General features: G+C 56.0%; 17 protein-coding genes and 1 riboswitch. Of the genes, 5 read left to right on the top strand and 12 right to left on the bottom strand.

Annotation, left to right across the window (positions count from 1 at the left end; genetic code table 11):
• Positions 1 to 45 precede the first annotated feature (45 nt).
• Complete coding sequence (locus IEW12_RS15165) at positions 46 to 2,175, bottom strand: prolyl oligopeptidase family serine peptidase (RefSeq protein WP_188566940.1); 2,130 nt, start codon at positions 2,173 to 2,175, stop codon at positions 46 to 48.
• A 488-nt stretch (positions 2,176 to 2,663) separates the two neighbouring features.
• Here IEW12_RS15165 and IEW12_RS15160 point away from each other — a divergent pair, with 488 nt between their 5' ends.
• Positions 2,664 to 3,818, top strand: a complete 1,155-nt coding sequence (locus tag IEW12_RS15160) for a PepSY-associated TM helix domain-containing protein (RefSeq protein ID WP_188566939.1) — start codon at positions 2,664 to 2,666, stop codon at positions 3,816 to 3,818.
• 20 nt (positions 3,819 to 3,838) lie between these two features.
• On the opposite strand, the gene IEW12_RS15155 is transcribed toward IEW12_RS15160, so the two are convergent.
• Positions 3,839 to 4,783 (bottom strand): M14 family zinc carboxypeptidase, encoded by a 945-nt coding sequence (locus tag IEW12_RS15155; RefSeq protein ID WP_229751139.1) that lies wholly within the window; start codon positions 4,781 to 4,783, stop codon positions 3,839 to 3,841.
• A gap of 59 nt (positions 4,784 to 4,842) precedes the next feature.
• Complete coding sequence (gene metK, locus IEW12_RS15150) at positions 4,843 to 6,021, bottom strand: methionine adenosyltransferase (protein ID WP_188566938.1); 1,179 nt, start codon at positions 6,019 to 6,021, stop codon at positions 4,843 to 4,845.
• Positions 6,022 to 6,256: 235 nt separating this feature from the next.
• Between metK and IEW12_RS15145 the strand changes: the two genes are divergently transcribed.
• Together IEW12_RS15145 and IEW12_RS15140 are read left to right on the top strand one after the other, a co-directional pair.
• Positions 6,257 to 7,132: a lysophospholipid acyltransferase family protein gene (locus IEW12_RS15145; protein WP_308789135.1), complete on the top strand. Its 876-nt coding sequence runs from the start codon at positions 6,257 to 6,259 to the stop codon at positions 7,130 to 7,132.
• Positions 7,129 to 7,992 carry an LpxL/LpxP family acyltransferase gene (locus tag IEW12_RS15140; protein WP_188566936.1) on the top strand — a complete coding sequence of 288 codons (864 nt, stop codon included), beginning with the start codon at positions 7,129 to 7,131 and terminating at the stop codon, positions 7,990 to 7,992. Before IEW12_RS15145 ends, IEW12_RS15140 begins: the two co-directional genes overlap by 4 nt.
• A 66-nt stretch (positions 7,993 to 8,058) precedes the next feature.
• Here IEW12_RS15140 and phhA read toward each other — a convergent pair whose 3' ends face one another.
• Together phhA and hppD are read right to left on the bottom strand one after the other, a co-directional pair.
• A complete protein-coding gene (phhA, locus tag IEW12_RS15135; protein WP_188566935.1) occupies positions 8,059 to 8,943 on the bottom strand; it encodes a phenylalanine 4-monooxygenase in 885 nt (294 codons plus the stop codon).
• Between the two features lie 80 nt (positions 8,944 to 9,023).
• The gene (gene hppD / locus IEW12_RS15130; protein ID WP_188566934.1) at positions 9,024 to 10,139 is read right to left on the bottom strand and encodes a 4-hydroxyphenylpyruvate dioxygenase; all 1,116 of its coding nucleotides are present in this window, start codon (positions 10,137 to 10,139) and stop codon (positions 9,024 to 9,026) included.
• 281 nt (positions 10,140 to 10,420) lie between these two features.
• On the opposite strand from hppD, the gene IEW12_RS15125 reads away from it, so the two are divergent.
• Positions 10,421 to 10,927 (top strand): Lrp/AsnC family transcriptional regulator, encoded by a 507-nt coding sequence (locus IEW12_RS15125; protein WP_188566933.1) that lies wholly within the window; start codon positions 10,421 to 10,423, stop codon positions 10,925 to 10,927.
• 6 nt (positions 10,928 to 10,933) lie between these two features.
• Here IEW12_RS15125 and IEW12_RS15120 read toward each other — a convergent pair whose 3' ends face one another.
• The 4 genes from IEW12_RS15120 to IEW12_RS15105 all read right to left on the bottom strand — a co-directional run bounded on the left by IEW12_RS15120 (position 10,934) and on the right by IEW12_RS15105 (position 15,826).
• On the bottom strand, positions 10,934 to 11,647 hold the full coding sequence (locus IEW12_RS15120; protein WP_188566932.1) for a GNAT family N-acetyltransferase: 714 nt from the start codon (positions 11,645 to 11,647) through the stop codon (positions 10,934 to 10,936).
• 128 nt (positions 11,648 to 11,775) lie between these two features.
• On the bottom strand, positions 11,776 to 13,017 hold the full coding sequence (locus tag IEW12_RS15115) for a multifunctional CCA addition/repair protein (protein WP_188566931.1): 1,242 nt from the start codon (positions 13,015 to 13,017) through the stop codon (positions 11,776 to 11,778).
• 35 nt (positions 13,018 to 13,052) lie between these two features.
• Positions 13,053 to 13,763, bottom strand: coding sequence for a glutathione S-transferase family protein (locus tag IEW12_RS15110; RefSeq protein ID WP_188567521.1), 711 nt, complete (start codon positions 13,761 to 13,763; stop codon positions 13,053 to 13,055).
• A gap of 62 nt (positions 13,764 to 13,825) precedes the next feature.
• A complete protein-coding gene (locus IEW12_RS15105) occupies positions 13,826 to 15,826 on the bottom strand; it encodes a transglycosylase SLT domain-containing protein (RefSeq protein WP_188566930.1) in 2,001 nt (666 codons plus the stop codon).
• Between the two features lie 80 nt (positions 15,827 to 15,906).
• Here IEW12_RS15105 and IEW12_RS15100 point away from each other — a divergent pair, with 80 nt between their 5' ends.
• Positions 15,907 to 16,497: a 5-formyltetrahydrofolate cyclo-ligase gene (locus tag IEW12_RS15100; protein ID WP_229751138.1), complete on the top strand. Its 591-nt coding sequence runs from the start codon at positions 15,907 to 15,909 to the stop codon at positions 16,495 to 16,497.
• A gap of 61 nt (positions 16,498 to 16,558) precedes the next feature.
• Here the strand turns inward: IEW12_RS15100 and metF are convergent, their stop codons facing one another.
• The 3 genes from metF to ahcY form a co-directional block, all read right to left on the bottom strand.
• Positions 16,559 to 17,392 (bottom strand): methylenetetrahydrofolate reductase [NAD(P)H], encoded by an 834-nt coding sequence (gene metF / locus IEW12_RS15095; RefSeq protein ID WP_188566928.1) that lies wholly within the window; start codon positions 17,390 to 17,392, stop codon positions 16,559 to 16,561.
• The gene (locus tag IEW12_RS15090; protein WP_188566927.1) at positions 17,392 to 17,733 is read right to left on the bottom strand and encodes a phage holin family protein; all 342 of its coding nucleotides are present in this window, start codon (positions 17,731 to 17,733) and stop codon (positions 17,392 to 17,394) included. The genes metF and IEW12_RS15090 overlap by 1 nt, the downstream gene beginning before the upstream one ends.
• A gap of 137 nt (positions 17,734 to 17,870) precedes the next feature.
• Complete coding sequence (gene ahcY / locus IEW12_RS15085) at positions 17,871 to 19,295, bottom strand: adenosylhomocysteinase (RefSeq protein WP_188566926.1); 1,425 nt, start codon at positions 19,293 to 19,295, stop codon at positions 17,871 to 17,873.
• A gap of 25 nt (positions 19,296 to 19,320) precedes the next feature.
• Positions 19,321 to 19,402: riboswitch (S-adenosyl-L-homocysteine riboswitch) on the bottom strand.
• Positions 19,403 to 19,466: the final 64 nt, after the last annotated feature.

Here is a 19,466-nt window from a genome sequence, read left to right as displayed (position 1 = left end):
AAGCTGCAAATCAGCCGCAATAGAACCCGATCTTATCGGTCTACTTCATTGAGCCGCAATATTTGCGGCATTATCCGGCTTAAGCATATCCCATAGGAAAGTGTAAGTGATGGCCGACATATCCGCTCTCTGCGCATTGTTAGCCGCGCCGCCATGCCCACCCTCGATGTTTTCGTAGTACCACACATTCTGGTGGCCCTGTTCCAGCATCTTGGCGGCCATCTTGCGTGCGTGGCCCGGATGCACCCTGTCGTCACGGGTAGAGGTGATGAACAGTACATTCGGGTATTTCACTTCGGCCTTCACATTCTGGTATGGGGAATAGCGCTGGATATAGCTCCATTCGGCAGGCACATCCGGATTGCCGTATTCACCCATCCACGATGCTCCTGCCAGCAGCTTGTTGTAGCGCTGCATATCCAGCAGAGGTACCTGGCTGACGACCGCATTGAACAGATCAGGACGCTGGGTCAGCATCACACCTGCCAGCAGGCCGCCATTGCTGCCGCCCATTGCACCAAGGTGACGGGTGCTGGTGATCTTGCGCGCAATCAGGTCTTCCGCTACTGCGGCAAAGTCGTCATAGGCACGCTGGCGATTTTCTTTCAATGCGGCCTGATGCCAGCGCGGACCGAACTCGCCACCGCCGCGGATATTGGCAACGACATAGATGCCGCCCTTTTCCAGCCAGGCTTTGCCAATGCCGCCAGAATAGCTGGGAGTCAGGGAAATCTGAAAGCCGCCGTAGCCGTACAACAAAGTAGGATTGCTGCCGTCGTCCTTGCTGTCCTTGCGGCGTACGACAAAGTAGGGAATCTTTGTACCGTCTTTGGACGTGGCTTCATTCTGCGTCGTCACATAAGGCGATGCATCAAAAAATGCCGGCGTGCTCTTCAACTGCTCGCGCTCGTCGCTGCCTGCATGAGCCAGCACATACACACTCGGGGTCAGGTAATCAGAATAGCTCAGCGTATAGTCATCCGTTTTTTGCGGATCAAGTGCGCTGATATTGACTTGTCCCAGTGTAGGCAGATTCACCTGGCGCGACACCCACTTATTGCGTTCTATCGACCACTTGCCGCGCTCCAGCTTCCATTCAACCAGCTTGCCTTTGACATTGTCCAGCGATTGCACCAGCACATAGTTGCGAGTGATATCCAAACCGGTCAGGGAAGTGCGGTCGCTAGGCTCGAACAGTACCGCAAAATTGCGGTCGCCTTTCTGGAAGCGGGCAAAGTCGATAGCCAGCAGGCTGCCGGATGCATAGGTCTTACCGCCGGCAGTCCATGGCTCACGCAAGCTGACGATCAATTGCTTGCCGAAGAAATTGATGCTCGAGCGCTCCGGGACCGCCAATTTTTTCAGCTTGCCGCCTTCGATCAGATAATTTTCGGACGTGTAGAAAGTAACGCCGCGGGACACCAGTTCATGGTGAACGCCTCCATGGTCGCTGCTATATGCGGCGACGCTGATATCGGTCTTTTCACCTTCCAGCAAGGTCTTGGCAGAAGCCAGGGGCGTGCCGCGCTTCCACTCCTTGACGATGCGCGCATAGCCGGAGTCAGTCAGCGAACCGGGGCCGAAATCGGTTCCAACAAACAGCGTATCCTTGTCGCGCCATGCAATATTCACTTTCGCCTCAGGCAGGCTGAAGCCGTCTTTGACAAAGCTCTTGCTGGCCAGGTCAAACTCACGCACCACGACTGCATCGGCGCCGCCGCGCGACAATTCAATCAGGCAATGGTCATATGCAGGGTGGCGGCAGTTACTGGCCTTGTGCACCCAGTTTTCATTTTCTGCCTTGGCCAGTGCATCCAGATCCAGCACAGTCTCCCAGTTCGGCTGGGCCTTGCGGTATTCCACCAGCGTCGTCTTGCGCCAGATGCCGCGCGGATGTTCCGCGTCGCGCCAGAAATTGTAGTAATACTCGCCCATCTTTTCTACTGCGGGTATCCTGTCCTTGGAATCCAGTACCGTCTGCAGATCCGTGCGCATCTGGGCAAAACCGGCATCGCTTTCCACCTTGGCGCGCGTGATCTGATTGCGTCCCTTGACCCACTCCAACTGCTTGGCGCCACCAACGTCTTCCAGCCACTGATGAGAATCCAGGCTTTGAGCAAAGCTCATGCCGGATAGTCCAGCCAGACCGAGCGCAAGAACTAATTTCAATTTCATTGTTTTCCTTCATTTTTTCTTTATGCCGCACCAGATTCGGACGCGGGGCCGTTTGACGACGTTGTATTCCATGAGACTAGCATTAGGTTACACGCCAGTATCTCCAGAGGAAAAATCATTTTAATGTAGTCAAGGCAAGTAAAGCACTGTCATTTCCATCCTGTTTCAAAACTATGTTCAGAAATTTCGGGGGCTGCAAAATAAATCATGGATGCTCTGGTAAAAGCCGAGAAATTGCCCTTTGCAAGATAAATATTGATTGATAAGCATTCTCAATTATAATAAGACTGTGATGATGCTTTACCCATCGCGATAAAAAGCAAGAATACGGGTAAAGCCTGCCGTTTTAGAGCCAGCCGCGACATTCTCTCCCTCTGTCAGCCAGCCAATTTTTCATCCCCCTCCTCCTCGACTTCGCCCTGCGTCAGCCGAAATCAGCCGCCAAGCTGCTATAGTGCGCGCTTTGCTTATCAAGTCGATCACATATCATGCTGAAACGCTTCTGGTTCCAAATTCACTGGCTATTGGGTATTAGTGCAGGGCTGATACTGGCGCTGGTAGGGGCCACAGGCGGCCTGTATGCGTTTGAGGAAGAGATATTGCGTCTGCTGAACCCGGAAGTGACGCAAGTGCATGCTGGCCCCGGCCCCAGGCTGGAACCCGCTGAGCTGCTGGCTGCGCTAAAGCATAACCGCCCCTATGTCTCTTCATTGAATTTATCCGGTTCCGCCACCGATGCCGCAAGAATAGGCTTCATGCTGCCGATTGCCAGCAGCGACAAGAAAAAATTCGAACTGCAATACGTCAACCCGTATACAGCAGAATTGCTCGGTAAACCCGCCGGAGAAGATTTTTTCCGGTTTGTACTGAAGCTGCACCGCAACCTGGTGCTGGACGAAGCGGGACAGGCGATTACCGGAGCCTCTGCGCTGGTGCTGATTTTCATGTGCTTGTCCGGCCTGTATTTGCGCTGGCCCAAGGGCAAAGCCTGGAACCGGCATACATGGAGGAGATGGCTGATCCTGGACCTGCGGCGACAGGGGCGCAGCTTGCTGGCGGAGCTGCACGCCGTCTGCGCCACCTGGCTGCTGCTGATGTATCTGCTGGCCGCACTGACCGGACTATACTGGTCCTATGGCTGGTATCACGACTGGATCAATAGCCTGGCAATGCCCTCCGCACAAACCAAGCAGGTTGAGCGCGGAGCAGCAGGCAAGAAAAGGGATGCTCCCGCATCCGATGCGGCTGACAACAGGGAAACCGACCTGCATGCGGTCTGGCAGGCTTTCCAGTCGGAGGTCGCCTCGTACAACAAGCTGATCATGCTGCTGCCTTCACGTCCGGGCCAGGCAGTGCAGGTACTGTATGTCGATGATCACTCCCCGCACCGCTATGCCAACAACAAGCTGATGCTGGACGCGCACAGCGGTGCAATCCTGAAGCGCGAACCGTATGCGGATAAGGCAGCAGGCAGCAAATTCCTGGCCAGCATTTATGCGCTGCATTCAGGGAGTTATTGGGGTAGTGCGGGCATGCTGCTGATGATGCTGGCCAGCCTGGCGCTGCCTCTGTTTGCCGTCACAGGCTGGATGATGTATCTGGCGCGGCGTAAAAACCGCGCTGCCGGCACGCAGCCAGTCTAGGACACCCTTATTAGCGCACCTTAGCGCTGTAGCGCCAGCTTGCTTGCGCTGGGCACATTGCGCTTGATCCAGCCCAGCATGTCTTGCCAGATGCGCAGCACTTCCGCGTCCGGCGGCATGGTCTGCGCATTCGGCAATTCTATCGTGACGACGGGTATATCCTTGTGCAAACCGCTGTAATTGCCAAGAGAGCCAGGATAGACGCCGACCCGGTTGAACATCAGCCGGCCGAAGCGGCTGGGCGGCTTGACCGGGCCATCAAAATCCAGCACGCCGAAAGGCGCATGCACGGAGATAATCACGTCAGGCTTGAACTGCTCTATCGTATCGTGCACCCAGCGGCTCTCCGGTTCGGACAAGGGTGCAGAACCGGGATAACGGCGCGGATCGCTGGCGGTAACCCGGGCCCAATAGCGCGGGGCATCCTGCGCCCAGTTGGGTGTAGGGAAATTGCGGTTCAGGTCTACGCCGCGTGCGTTCATGCGACGCGGCTTGGCGGCCAGCAAGCCATCCGGGTTGACGATGGGTGCGACCTTCCACTGAAACTCCTGGGCGGAGGGTTTCTGTATCAATTCCAGCCACTTGAAAACAATCGCGCTGGAAGTCAGTTCGTCACCGTGGATACCGCCTATCAGCAGCACTTTCAAGGCCTGCCCATGTCCTTCGCGTCCTTTGCCGGCGGCTATTTCGCGCGCCAGGATGGGAAAGCCGTTTTGCGACAGGGCGCCGCTAGGCAGCAACTTGCTGTCGCGGCAGTCGCTGACGGAAATTTTAGGGAGACGCGCAGCCAGCGGCATACACCAGTCGCTGGCAGGCTGAGACGGGGAATTGTTGGCGGAATTGCCGGCGGCATGCGCAGGCATCCAGCCGGCCTGCAGGACCGATAAGCCGATGATGGAAATGGGGCGCAATATGGCGAGGCGGACACTTCGTGCCCGCGCTCTTGCCTGTATTAGCGTGGGCACGAACCCACCCTAGTCATTCCTCATGCTATGCCCATCCGCCAGGCTGATCAAACGCCTGATTACAGTCCAGCAGCGGCACGCAACTGGGTGACCTTGTCGGTACGTTCCCAGGTGAATTCCGGCTCTTCACGGCCGAAGTGGCCATACGTAGCAGTCTTAGAGTAAATAGGACGCAGCAGGTCCAGCATCTGGATGATGCCTTTCGGACGCAGGTCGAACAACTCGTTCACCAGTGCAGCGATTTGCGCATCCGGAATCACGCCCGTGCCTTCAGTGTAGACAGTCACGTTCATAGGACGTGCCACGCCAATTGCGTAGGCCACCTGGATCTGGCATTGCTTGGCCAGGCCGGCTGCAACGATATTCTTTGCCACGTAGCGTGCTGCATAGGCTGCGGAACGGTCTACTTTTGTAGGATCCTTGCCGGAGAAAGCACCACCGCCGTGCGGGCAGGCGCCGCCGTAGGTATCCACGATGATCTTGCGGCCAGTGAGACCGCAATCGCCTTGCGGGCCGCCGATGACGAAACGGCCGGTAGGATTGACCAGGAACTTGGTTTCCTTCAGCCATTCGGCCGGCAATACCGGTTTGATGATTTCTTCTATCACTGCCTCGATGAAGGACGGTTTCATCTTGCTGCCGTCGCTTTGTTCAGGGCTGTGCTGGGTGGACAGCACTACTGTATCTATGCTGTGCGGCTTGCCGTCAACATAGCGCATGGTGACCTGGCTCTTCGCATCAGGACGCAGGAAAGGCAGGCGGCCATCCTTGCGCAACTGGGCCTGGCGCTCTACCAGACGGTGGGCATAGTAAATCGGCGCCGGCATCAGTTCCGGAGTTTCATCGCAGGCATAGCCGAACATCAGGCCCTGGTCGCCGGCACCGATATTCAGGTGATCGTCGCTGGCCTGGTCCACGCCCTGAGCGATGTCATTGCTTTGCTTGTCGTAGGCGACCAATACCGCGCAGCCCTTGTAATCTATGCCATACTCGGTATTGTCATAGCCGATACGCTTGATGGTGTCGCGCGCAACCTGGATGTAATCCACGTTGGCATTGGTAGTGATCTCGCCGGCCAATACGACCAGGCCGGTATTGCACAGGGTTTCGGCGGCTACGCGTGAACGCGGATCCTGCTCAAAAACGGCATCGAGAATAGCGTCTGAAATTTGATCAGCAACTTTGTCCGGGTGTCCCTCGGATACTGATTCGGAAGTAAAAAGATAATCATTTGCCATCGCAGGCTCCTAGCTTATGGTTGACCATGTCGCAGTAATACGAGAACCTGCGACGCTTTAGCGAGACTTGTATACCGCCTCGCAAGTTGTCTGTTAACTCGGCGGTGAATGCTTTTGTAGATAGCGGATAGTCACTGGCGTGCTTACCGGTTGCTGTCTAACTGTGATATTTTACGCCTCTTATCCGTTTGCTGTCTAATCCCGGCGCGAATGCCCCTATTAAACCTACTACTATTTGACCGGTCTTATGCTAGTCGCGCTGTTCCGTTTCTTGTCCTTTTTTCCACTCCCGCTACTGCACGTGATAGGTGCGCTGCTGGGACGGCTGGTCTATATGGCATCCCCATCCTACCGCAAACGCTTGAAGGAAAACCTGGAGCGGGCCGGTTTTGGCAGCGAACTCAGCGTCGCGATCAAAGAAGCAGGCAAGAATGTGATGGAACTGCCTTTTGTCTGGTGCGCTTCACCGAAACGGGTATTGGCGACGGCCACGGTAGAAAACTGGGAACTGGTCCAGGCCGCTCTGGATGCAAAAAAAGGGGTAATTTTGCTGACCCCCCACCTCGGCTGCTTTGAAATCATCGCCCAGGCGATTGCAGCCCGCACCCGCCTGACTGCCCTGTACCGGCCGCCACGCAAGGCAGCCTTGCGGCCCCTGATCGAAGGCGCGCGCGCCCGCGAAAACCTGCTGCTGGCGCCGGCCAACCTGTCCGGCGTAAGAACCATGGCCAAGGCACTCAAGAAAAGCGAAGCCATAGGTTTGCTGCCTGACCAGGTGCCGCAACAGGGCGAAGGCGTCTGGGCCAATTTCTTTGGCAAGCCTGCCTACACGATGACCCTGTCCGCCAAGCTGCATACGATGACGGGAGCCCCGATCATCCTAACCTATGCGCAGCGCTTGTCCTTTGGCCGCGGCTACACAATACGCTTTGTCGCGTTCGAAGGCGATCTGGGCGGCACGGCAGAACAACAAGCAACAGCGATCAATGCCGCGATGGAAAAACTGATTGCGCGCTGCCCTTCCCAGTACTTCTGGAGCTACAACCGCTACAAGGCGCCCAAGGGTGTAGCCGGCCCCGGCGTTGAAAGCTCTGCGCAGGTGGACGCATGAGGCTGCTGCTGGGCTTTATGTGGCTGCTGCACTGGCTACCCTTGCCTGTGCTGGGCCGCCTGGGCAATGGCCTGGGTTCGCTACTGTTCAGGATCATGGCGCCGCGCCGGCATATCACGCTGACCAATCTGCGGCTGTGCATGCCGCAACTGTCCGAGCAAGAGCGCAAACAGCTCGCAATACAGCACTTCCAGGCCTATGCCCGAAGTGTGCTGGAACGCAGCATCCTGTGGTGGGCGCCGCTGGAACGCTTGAAAAAACTGATCGTCCTGGATCCCGCCTTGCCGGTGGCGGAAATACAGTCCGGCCCTACCATCCTGCTATGCCCGCACTTCGTCAGTCTGGATGTGGCGGGCGCCGCGGTGGCGATGGAAATCTCCATGAGCTCCATTTATACGCAGCAGCGCAATGAGGTATTCGACAAGGCCTTGCGCGACGGGCGCACCCGCTTCCGTCCGCAAAAGCTGCTGGCACGGGAAGCCGGGGTGAAACCCATCATCCGCGAACTGCGCAATGGCGGCGGCTTTTTCATGCTGCCGGACATGGACTTTGGCGCCAAGGATGCGGAGTTTGTGCCCTTTTTCGGCATCCCGGCAGCCACTTTAACGGCTACTGCACGTATCGCCTCGGTCACGAATGCCCAGGTTATTCCAGTGATAGCGACCATGCTTCCGAACTTCAAGGGATGGAAAGTCACCTTCCATCCGGCCTGGAAAAATTATCCTGGCGACGACATGGTAGCGGCGACCCGCTTCATGAATGAATTTATCGAAAAAGAAGTACTGAAAGCACCTGCGGAATATTTCTGGACCCACAAGCGCTTCAAGACAAGACCGCCGGGTGAGCCCGGCGTGTATTGAGATACAAGGCTAAACCAATACTAGTGCAGCAATGCCATGGCCCGCAAACTGGGCCATAGCGCCGGATCAGCTACCTGCCAGCAGATCCTTCTCACCAGGCAGCAAGGTGTTGGCCGGTAAGGCGTCCACCTGTTTCAGACGCTCATACATGGGCGTGAAGTCCGGTGCTGTATCCTCAAACAATTGCTTGAAGTCGCGGATCACAAAATAGGTCTCCTGATAGGAATCTATCTTGTACAGCGTGCGCATGCAGCGCTCCACATTCAACGGGATGTGGCGTGATGGCGTATTCTGCAGGCAGTATTCCAGCTCACCACCGGAAGACAATATGCCTGCGCCATACACCCGCAAACCCTGCGGGCTCTGGATCAGGCCGAACTCCACCGTGTACCAGTACAAGCGCGCCAGGTAATCCAGGCCGCCCAGCTTCATCGCCTTCAGGCCGCCCTTGCCGTATTCCTGCATATGGTCGGCAAATACCGGATCGAACAGCAGAGGCACATGGCCGAAATAATCGTGGAACACATCCGGCTCGACGATATAGTCAAACTCGGCCGGCGTGCGCAGCCAGACCGTGACCGGAAAACGGCGATTGGCCAGATGGTTGAAAAACGCCTGCTCGGGTATCAGGCCCGGCACGGCAACGATACGCCAACCGGTCGCTTTTTCCAGCGCTTCCGAAGTCTTTTCAAAATCGGGAATGCCGTCCGACGCCTTCAATGCGGCCAGCGCAGTAATGAATTCATCGCAGGCGCGGCCAGGCACCAACGCCTCTTGCCGCTTGTAAAGGCGGCGCCATAGCGCATGTTCTTCTTCGGTATATGCCGCCCAGTTTTGCTTGACCACATACTGCGCGTCGGCAGTGGAATAATCGCCGCGCAAGGCAGCGCCATCCGATTTTTCAGCGACGGTGGCCAGAAACTCTTCGTTGGAAACTAATGCGGTATCCATAAATTCTCTCTTTATCCAAAACAAAAAGGCTGACTGGGTGAATGATAGTTCCACCTGTCAGCCCCTGTCATCGCAGTATACTACGCTGTTGCCGTATCGTCTTTCAGCACGCCGCGGCGAATCTGATCCAGCTCTATGGATTCAAACAAGGCGCGGAAATTGCCTTCGCCGAAGCCCTGGTCGCCCTTGCGCTGGATGATTTCAAAGAAGATAGGACCGATCACGGTGGACGTGAAGATTTGCAGCAGCAGTTCACGCGTCGTCGCATTGCTATTGCCATCGACCAGGATGCGCAGGCGGCGAAGCTCTTCCAGGTTTTCACCATGATTAGGCAAGCGGCGGTCCACCAGATCGTAATAAGTTTCTATCGTGTCCTGGAATTCCACACCGTCGGCTTTCATGCCGGCCACGGTTTCATACACATTGTCGGTACCCATCGCGATATGCTGGATGCCTTCGCCGTGGTACAGATCCAGGTATTCGGAGATCTGGGATTTATCATCGGAAGATTCGTTGATGGGGATACGGATCTTGCCGCAAGGAGAAGTCATCGCCTTGGACTTCAGGCCGGTCAGCTTGCCTTCGATATCGAAGTAACGCACTTCGCGGAAGTTGAACAGGGATTCGTAGAAATCTGCCCATTCCTTCATGCGGCCACGATGCACGTTATGCGTCAGATGGTCGATGTAGGTCAGGCCGTGGCCCTTGGGATTGGAGTCCACGCCAGGGATGGCCACAAAGTCGGCATCATAGATGCTGATATTGCCGATAGCGCCGGGAACGCCGCCATCCTTGCCGTGCCAGCGGTCGACGAAGTAGATCAGCGAATCGCCGATACCCTTGATCGCAGGAATGTTCAATTCCATAGGACCGGTTTTGTTATCGAAGCCCCAGGCGCCCAGTTCCAGCGCGCGGTTGTACGCATAGGCGGCATCTTTGACGCGGAAGGCAATCGCGCAAACTGAAGGGCCGTGTTTGCGGGCGAAACGCTGCGCAAAGGAATCCGGCTCAGCATTGATGATGTAGTTCACATCGCCCTGGCGGTACAAGGTGACATTCTTGGTCCTGTGCTTGGCGATGGCGGTGAAGCCCATGCGCACAAACAATTCGCCCATCGCTTTTGGATCGGGTGCGGCATATTCGACAAATTCGAAGCCGTCTGTGCCCATAGGGTTTTCCCAGGGTTGAAAATCCATGCTTGTCTCCTCGGTGTGATCGTAACTGGTGCTAAATTATTTCTAAATGGTGGTCAAGGCCGGCCGGGATCAATCACCCCGGCATATCTGCAACAAATGCGCCCTTCAAGCAACCGGGTAGCAGGATTTGCTGGCGGTTCTGGCTCGTGATACGGGTCATTTTGTGTGCTGGCTAGATTTCTAGTATAGGCTGCAGTTCACGCCATATAATTGCAAAATAACCCAATAATTCTCTTTTTTGAGCAATAATATTGCTTCAAATATTTGAATAGTGGTGAAATATGGCTGCAGTTGAACTGGACAAGATAGATCGCAAGATCCTCGCCATTTTGCAGTCGGATGGGCGGCTGACGAATCAGGAGGTTGCCGAACGCGTCAACCTGTCGCCATCACCCTGCTTACGCCGCATCAAGCGGCTGGAAGAAACCGGGGTAATACGCAAATACGTGGCACTGCTGGAACCCGCCAAGATAGGCCTGGGGCTGCTGGCCTATGTGAATGTGCGCCTGGAAAAGCATAACGACACGCCCGGCAAAGGCGCGTCGCGCTCGCCACGCAATGATTTTGCTGCGTCCATCGAGCAATGGCCGGAGATTGTGGCCTGCTATGCGATGACGGGGGAAATGGATTACCTGCTGAGGGTGCATGTGGAAGACATGGACCACTTTTCGCGCTTCATGATGGAGACCCTGCTGCGCCATCCAGCGGTACTGGACGTGAAATCCAGCTTTGCCTTGCAACAGATCAAGGATACGACGGCGCTACCGGTCTTGAGCGGCCAATCGTAAAGACGGTTAATCGTCGCTCTTCATGCCCGGCAGGCTTTCCAGCCACTTGACCGCGGCGCGCTTGTTGGCCTTGATCGTATAATCCAGTGTCGCCACTTGCTCCTGTACCGCTTCTTTCAGCATGCTGGCAGCATCGGCAGGCAGCAGTTTCAGATAGGCATCCGCCTCGCCATATTCCCTGTGGATTTCCATGTGCGCCTTCTTGGCAATATGGATCATGGTCTGATTACTGGACAGGCAATGCATGTATAAAGTATCCACATCGGCATTGCGGCAATGGATGGCGCCGCGCTTGAACAGCCTGGAACCAACGCCTTTGCCGCGAGCGGAATCGGACACCGAAACACCGAATTCGGCCACCCTGTCCTTCTCCGTGGCCTCAACGCCATGCTCCAGCTTTTCACGCGGAGCAAAGGCAAGATGTCCTACGCCAACCACCTTGAAGTGGCTGTTGACTACCCCAAACACCTTGTCGCGTGAGAAATCGATACCTTCTACATATTTGGTAATCATTTCATCTGGCAAATAGGTGCCGAACCTTAGTAAGCGGTCACTTTCTTTCAGTGCCAGGAAATGCTTGAGAATGCGGTACCGGTCACGCTCCGACAGTTCTTTGACAAAGACCGTCGACTTTTTCTTCGGCGCTGGAGCAGGCGTAAGCGCAGGAGGAAGTCCCCCTGTTTCACCCGGCTTGCGCGGATAAAGGTCTGTCGCGTTCATCAATTCCTCCAGTCACCGATTTGTGCAGTGCACAATGCCATTGTAGGCGAAATCGGGCTTCATTTCCAGATGCCGCAGGGAAATTTTCAGTAAGGCAATTTTTGCAGGCGCTTAGTAATTGCAGGAATTCAAGACTTGATGCTTTCCACGTAACTCCGTACCGCCTCTATCCTCGCATTACGTATCGCCAGTGCTATCTGCTGCGGCTGGCCGGCATAGCCCTGTGCAATTTCGCCCGCCTTGACCTGCTGCGCAGCAGCCAGCGCAGCAGCCAGATAATCGTATTGCGGGAAACTGGCATCTGGCAAATCGGCACGGCCAAAGCAATCGCACTCCGATGCGCGCAGCAAATCCAGGAAACGCTGCGGCTTGCGGAAGGCATCGCTGCGTTCCAGCAAAGCAATAATCGTGTTCGGACGCAGTTCCAGCGCGCGGCTGATATTGCCATGGTCGCGCGCGGCCATCACCGCCAGATCGCGGCACTCGCTGGGCACTTTCAGGCGCTGGCAGACAGCCTCGACCAAGTCCACGCCCTTTTGCTCATGCCCATGGTGGCGCGGCCATTCGCTGGAGGGCGTAACCCCCTTGCCCAAGTCATGCATCAATGCCGCAAAACGCACTGGCAGCGAATAGGATTTCCCGGCAGCGTAATCGACGACCAGCATCACATGCACGCCAGTATCAATCTCCGGATGGTGTTTGGGCGGCTGCGGCACGCCCCATAGCGCGTCCAGCTCAGGCAAGATGCGCTGCAAGGCGCCGCAATCGCGCAATAAGTCAAACATGCGGGAAGGCCTGGCCTCCATCAGTCCTCGCGCCAGTTCCTGCCACACGCGCTCAGGCACCAGCGCATCCACCTCACCGGCCTGCACCATCTGCTGCATCAGCGCATTGGTTTCAGGAGCGACCACAAAATCATGCGGGGGCACAGAAAAGCGAGCGGCAAAACGCGCCAGCCGCAATATCCTGACCGGATCTTCGGCAAAGGCCGCTGACACATGGCGAAATACCCTGTCCTTCAGATCCTGCTTGCCGTTGAAAGGGTCCTGGATACTGCCGTCCGTCTCATCCAGCGCCATGGCATTGATGGTGAGGTCACGCCTGATCAAATCCTCTTCCAGGCTGACATCGGCATCGGTATGGAACACAAAGCCCTTATAACCGGGCGCAGTCTTTCTCTCGGTACGGGCCAGTGCATATTCTTCATGGGTCCTGGGATGCAGGAATACCGGAAAATCCTTGCCCACCGGCGTATAGCCCTGTGCCAGCATCTGTTCCGGAGTGGCCCCGACGACCACGTGGTCCCGGTCCTGCACCGGCAAACCCAGCAGCGCATCGCGTACCGCGCCGCCTACGATGTATGTCTTCAAGTCTCGATCCTTACTTAAGCTGGTTTTAAACCCGCTTAGGCCGGTGCATCCTGGCCTGGAGTGTCGTCGGTTTCGGCCTTTGCTTCGCGTATCCACTGCGCTACTGCAGGGTGCGCAGTGACGCGCTCCACATAGGCTTGCAAGGCGGGGGCCATTGATACCGCGTAGGTATTGAAGCGCATCACGACCGGCGCGAAGTAGGCATCCGCGATAGAAAAATCGCCGAACAGATACTCATGGGCGCCGTAACGCGACAGGCACTCTTCCCATATTTCAGAAATACGGCCTATGTCGGCCTGCGAGCCGGCGGTACGCCCCTTGCCCGGCAGACTGGCCTTGATATTCATCGACATATCGCTACGCAGCGCCTGGAAACCTGAATGCATCTCGGCGCAAATACTGCGCGCGACGGCACGTGCCGCCACGTCCTGCGGCCACATATTGTGCATAGGGAATTGCTCGGCCAGATATTCGCAGATTGCCAGCGAATCCCAGATCGTCATGCCATCCGCCAACAACACAGGCACCTTGCCGGCCATGGAATACTCCGCGATCTGCAGCGAGGTCTTGGCGCTGTCCAGCACTATGCGTATCTCTTCAAACGGAATGCCAAAGGCCTTCATTGCAACCCAGGGGCGCATGGACCAGCTGGAGGCATTTTTATTGCCGATTACCAGGCGCAGGCTGGACTTCTTATTGGAATCCAGCATCGCAGACAGCGTAGGGTCCAGCTCTGTTGTATTGATCATCGTGCTTGCTCGCCTAGTTATAGTTGCTTTCAGTTTTCGTCAGTTGCTGTACGTTGCTTTCAATCGTTGCTGTTTCCGGAAAGGTCTTTCGGCAAATCGCCGCTATCCGCTTCCATGCCCTTGGGTATCACTACCCCCAGGCGAGCTTTCAGCGACTGCGGTTTCTTTTCAAACAGCGCCGCATAATAGGTGGCGTTGGACAGCACATTCTTCACATAGCCGCGGGTTTCGCTGAACGGTATGGTTTCAGCAAAAATCGCGCCTTCCACCGGCCGTGTCAGGCTCGCGCGCCATGCACGCGGCCTGCCTGGACCAGCGTTATACGCAGCAGAGGCCATTGCCTGCGAGCCGCCGAGATCGGTCAGCACCATATTCAGGTAATTGGTACCCAGCGCGATATTGGTCTCTACATCATTGACCTGGTTCGGCACAAAATCACCCAGCCCCATTTTCTTGGCCACATAGCGCGCCGTGGAAGGCATGATCTGCATCAGGCCGGAAGCGCCTACATGCGAACGCGCGGTCATCACGAAACGCGATTCCTGCCGTATCAGGCCGTACACCCAGGCCATATCCAGCCCCAGCAGCTTGGTGGATTTGTACATCACGTCATTGAACGGCGTTGGATAACGCTGCGTGAAGTCCATTTCAGTCTTGGTGCGGTCAGAAGTGTTGACCATGCGGTCCAGCAAATTATTTTGCCTTGCCAGCTCGGCAGCAGCCAGGTGCTGGCGCTCGGTCATCTTGCGCAGCTCCCAATTCCACTCGCGGGTGCCTTCCAGCCTTAGATTCATCTGGTAAAACTTCAGCGCGCGCTGCAAGCCGGGATTTTGCGATACTGCATCCAGCTCGGCCTGCGCCAGCGGTTTGACCGTCACCGGCACACCGACCTTCTGGCCCATTTCCTCCAGGGATAGCTGCCCATAAAAATGGACCTGATCGGCGATGGTCTGGAACAGTGCTTGCGCCTCTTCGTTCTTGCCCTCGCTCTTCAAGACCCGGCCCTGCCAGTATATCCAGGTAGGCTCATTGCGCAAGGAGGCGGGCATCGCGGCGATCGCTGATTTAAGCGCCTTCCAGTCGCCGGCTCTCAGCGCCATGCGTGCACGCCATTGGTAAGCTTCCAGCGACAAAGGCGCGCCATCGGTCTGGCGCCAGTACTGCATAGACTCAGGCTGCAATTTCAGCGAAGCCTGCAAGCCTATCTGCCCCCAGGCCAGCGCCCTTTCCGCATCGGAGAATTTACCGGCATGCTTGGCCAGTGTCGCTGCGGCTTGCTGCGGATCATTCTTTGCATTGCGGCCCAGGGCGATGATATACAGCTCATGCGCGGCCTTGCCGCTTTCCGGCGGCTTGGTCAGGATCAGGCCCGGCTTTTCAAATGCCTGCGCAATCCTGGTGTCTTTCACCTGCAGATTCTTGGCCAGCCTCTGCGCCAGCGGCAACGCGCCGTTTTCAGAAGCCAGGCGGATCTGGTTCCAGATATCCTCCTGGCTGAACTGGCCGTTTTCCGACAGATAGGTCACCAGCGAGTAACAGCCATCGCCGTAATCACGCGCGGAAGTCAGCAAGGTGCGGGCTTCCGCTGCCACTTTCTGGTTCTTGATGGCCCGCGACAAGAGCGCGTAGCATTTCAGTTGCATATCGTCGGCGACAACGAACTGCGGATACTGGATATCGAAATTAGCCCAGTCGCCACGGTAGCCCAGCACCAGCAGCCAGTCATTGCGCAAGCGGTCGGCAATGGCACTGCCTTCATATTTGCTGATGAAAGCCTTGACCTCAGTGGCAGAGGCCGAGCGTATATGGGTTCTTAAGACGTAATACTCGACATACGAGGGAATTTCATAGTTGCCAAGATAGGACGCGTGCTCTTCCGCCTTGGCGGCATCGTCATGAAAAGACGCATCACGCAAAGCCATGAATCTATCGTCATCATTGACAAAACTGCGAGGACTGGCTGCGGGCTTGGCCGCATACGCCAGATTCGCCGCCGGCACATGACACAAACCTGCTACCATCACCATGCTAAGACTTGCAATTTTTTTCAGCGAAAACATGTTCTACGGCTCTCAATCTTGACGTTGTCGACAGTATGACACACCCAAATAGCATATCACGCCCTGTCTCTGCAGAAACTGTGGAACAGGCACTCGCGCTAAAACAAATTACCAGCCCCGACAAGGCCGCGTTGCGGCGCCAACTGCTGCAAAACCGGCGCGCGAGCGATGCAAGCGCGAGGCTGGACTGGGACCGGCGAATAGCCTCACACCTGCAGCAATGGTGCGCGCAGGAGCAGCCGCGTAGCCTGGGCGTATACTGGCCGATACAGGCAGAACCGGATCTGCTGGGGCTGTATCCTGCACTGGCGGAGGCTGGAATACAACTGGCCCTGCCTGTAGTGCAGGCCAAGGATGCTCCGCTTACTTTTGTGCAATGGACTCCGGGCGATGCGATGGAAAAAGACGGCTATGGCATCCCTATCCCGCTTGCGCGGGATACTGCAATCTGGCCTGACGCCTTATTGATTCCCTGCGTGGGATTTACCGCCGGCAAATTCAGGCTGGGCTATGGCGGCGGCTACTACGACAGAACGCTGGCCATCAAGCCCGCGGGCCTGGCAGTCAAGACGATAGGCATTGCCTACCAATGCGGCTTAGCGGAATTTGACGGGGAGCCACATGACGTGGCGCTGGATATGCTGATCACAGAAGCAGGTTGCCAGCGCTGAATAAAAAAACAGCAGGGCAGCAGCACTGCTGTCCTGCTGCCCTGCCGCCTGATACAAAATCTTAAACCTTTACCAGCCGCTGCCAGATGGCGGTCGTTGCAACCGCCTGATTCAATGAGTAGAAATGCAGGCCGGGTGCACCGCCAGCGAGCAGGCGTTCGCACAACTGGGTCACAACATCCAGGCCAAAAGCCTTGATCGATGCGGTATCGTCGCCGTAGCTGGCCAGCTTCAGACGCACCCATCGCGGCACTTCGGCGCCGCACATTTCTGAAAAACGCACCAATTGCGTGTGATTGGTGATAGGCATAATGCCGGCCACAATCGGGGTTGTGATACCGGCCTTCTGCGCCAGTTCCACAAATTGGAAATAGGCATCCGCATTGTAAAAATATTGCGTGATTGCCGCGTTTGCGCCAGCCTTCATCTTGCGGATGAAATTCTGCAAATCGTCTTGCGGCGAGCGCGCCTGCGGATGCACTTCCGGGTAGGCGGCTACTTCAATGTGGAACCAGTCGCCGGTTTCGGCACGGATGAATTCGACCAGTTCATTGGCATAGCGGAATTCACCGGAAGCGCCATAGCCGCTGGGGAGATCGCCGCGCAAGGCCACCAGGCGGCGTATGTCGTGCGACTTGTATTGCTGCAGGATCTCGCGTATTGATTCGCGGGTACCGCCGACGCAGGACAGATGCGGCGCGGCCTCGTAGCCTTCCTTGCGGATATCGACCACGGTGTCCAGCGTGCCCTGTTGCGTCGTGCCGCCAGCGCCAAAGGTGACTGAAAAATATTTGGGCTTCAGTTCTGCCAGCTTGGCACGGGTCACACGCAGCTTCTCGGTGCCCTCCGCCGTTTTCGGCGGGAAAAATTCTATGCTGAAATTATGTGCAAACATTATTGTTTGAGAAGTAAGGTGGACAAGGCCCAGGATATGACGCTGTACAACAGCGCACCGCCGACAGCAGCCCAGAATCCGGCCACATGGAAACCGTCTATCAGATTGGCGACACCCCAGAACATCAGGCCGTTAATGACAAAAATAAACAGGCCCATCGTCAACAGCGTTGCCGGCAAGGTCAGGATCAGCAAAATAGGTCGCAGCACGGTATTCACAAAACCCAGCACCACGGCCACGATCAGCGCGGTCATGAAGCTGTCTATCTGCACCGAGTGCATCAGATAGGGTAAAGCAAGTAAAGCCAGGGCATTGATCAACCAGGTTGCTAACAAGCGCATGCAGATCTCCGTATAAGAAAATAAATGGGTGAGTAGCCTACCTCACCCACAATCATATACAACAGTAACAGCAGCGGATACCGGCGACTGTTACTTAGTTACTTACTTGGCGCTAATTTAGCGCCAGGTTTTGACCATCAATAACGGTAGTGGTCAGCCTTGTACGGGCCGTTCTTGCTGACGCCGATGTAGGCAGCCTGCTCGTCCGTCAATTCGCTCAGTTGCGCATTGAGTTTCTTCAGTTGCAAACGAGCGACTTTTTCATCCAGGTGCTTAGGCAAAGTGTAGACGCCGACAGGATACTTGTCATTGTTCAGGAACAGTTCGATCTGAGCGATAGTCTGGTTGGCGAAGGAAGAGCTCATCACATAGGAAGGATGGCCGGTACCGCAACCCAGGTTCACCAGGCGGCCTTCTGCCAACAGGATGATGCGTTTACCGTCAGGGAAAATCACATGATCAACCTGGGGCTTGATATTGTCCCAGGTGTATTTCTTCAGTGAAGCGACGTCGATTTCATTATCGAAGTGGCCGATATTGCAGACGATGGCCTGATCCTTCATCTTCAGCATATGCTCGTGGCTGATCACGTGGTAGTTACCAGTAGTCGTTACAAAGATGTCGCCGTGTTCTGCAGCATAGTCCATCGTCACGACGCGATAACCTTCCATCGCTGCCTGCAGTGCGCAGATAGGATCGATTTCAGTTACCCAGACTTGCGCCGACAAGGCGCGCATTGCCTGCGCGGAGCCCTTGCCCACGTCACCGTAACCGGCGATCACGGCAACCTTGCCTGCGATCATCACGTCGGTGGCGCGCTTGATACCGTCTACCAGCGATTCGCGGCAGCCGTACAGATTGTCGAACTTGGATTTGGTGACGGAATCATTGACGTTAATGGCCGGGAAAGCCAGCTTGCCTTCCTTGTGCATCTGGTACAGGCGGTGCACGCCGGTCGTGGTTTCTTCCGTCACACCCTTGATGGCGGCCAGACGCTTAGAATACCAGTCAGGCTCAGTCGCCAGGTGCTTCTTGATCGCGTTGAACAGGCAGATTTCTTCTTCCGAGCCTGGATTGGCCAGTACGGAGATATCTTTCTCCGCACGCGTACCCAAGTGCAGCAGCAGGGTTGCATCGCCGCCGTCATCCAGGATCATGTTGGAATAGCCGCCGTCTTTCCATTCGAAAATACGGTGCGTGAATTCCCAGTATTCATCCAGGTTTTCGCCTTTGAATGCAAACACCGGCGTACCGCCGGCTGCAATCGCTGCAGCCGCGTGGTCTTGTGTCGAATAGATATTGCAGGAAGCCCAGCGTACTTGCGCGCCGAGTGCGTTCAGCGTTTCGATAAGCACCGCAGTCTGGATCGTCATGTGCAGCGAACCGGTAATGCGCGCGCCCTTCAATGGCTGGCTGGCGGCGTATTCTTCGCGAATCGCCATCAGGCCCGGCATTTCTGTTTCAGCAATCTTGATTTCTTTTTGACCCCAGCCAGCCAAGCTAATGTCGGCTACCAGGAAGTCTTGATCGGGTTTCTGCACGGGGGATATAGAGGCGTTCATCACGCCCTCCTTTCTTGTGAAAAAAGTAACGTGAGCGCAGTTGCATGTTCCAAGCCTGGCGAAATTGGAGAGGGCTCGCTAATTTCGTCGCAACGCTCCTTGGAATTGCAGAAGTATAGCGCAAATTCCAGTATGCAGAGGAAAAGCAGGCCTTTATGCTTGATTATTATT

It is taken from the genome of Parundibacterium terreum, from assembly GCF_014636315.1.
GTDB classification, from domain to species: domain Bacteria; phylum Pseudomonadota; class Gammaproteobacteria; order Burkholderiales; family Burkholderiaceae_D; genus Undibacterium; species Undibacterium terreum.
Note: the sequence above shows the minus strand (reverse complement) of the source record. Positions and strands in the feature narration are given on the sequence as shown.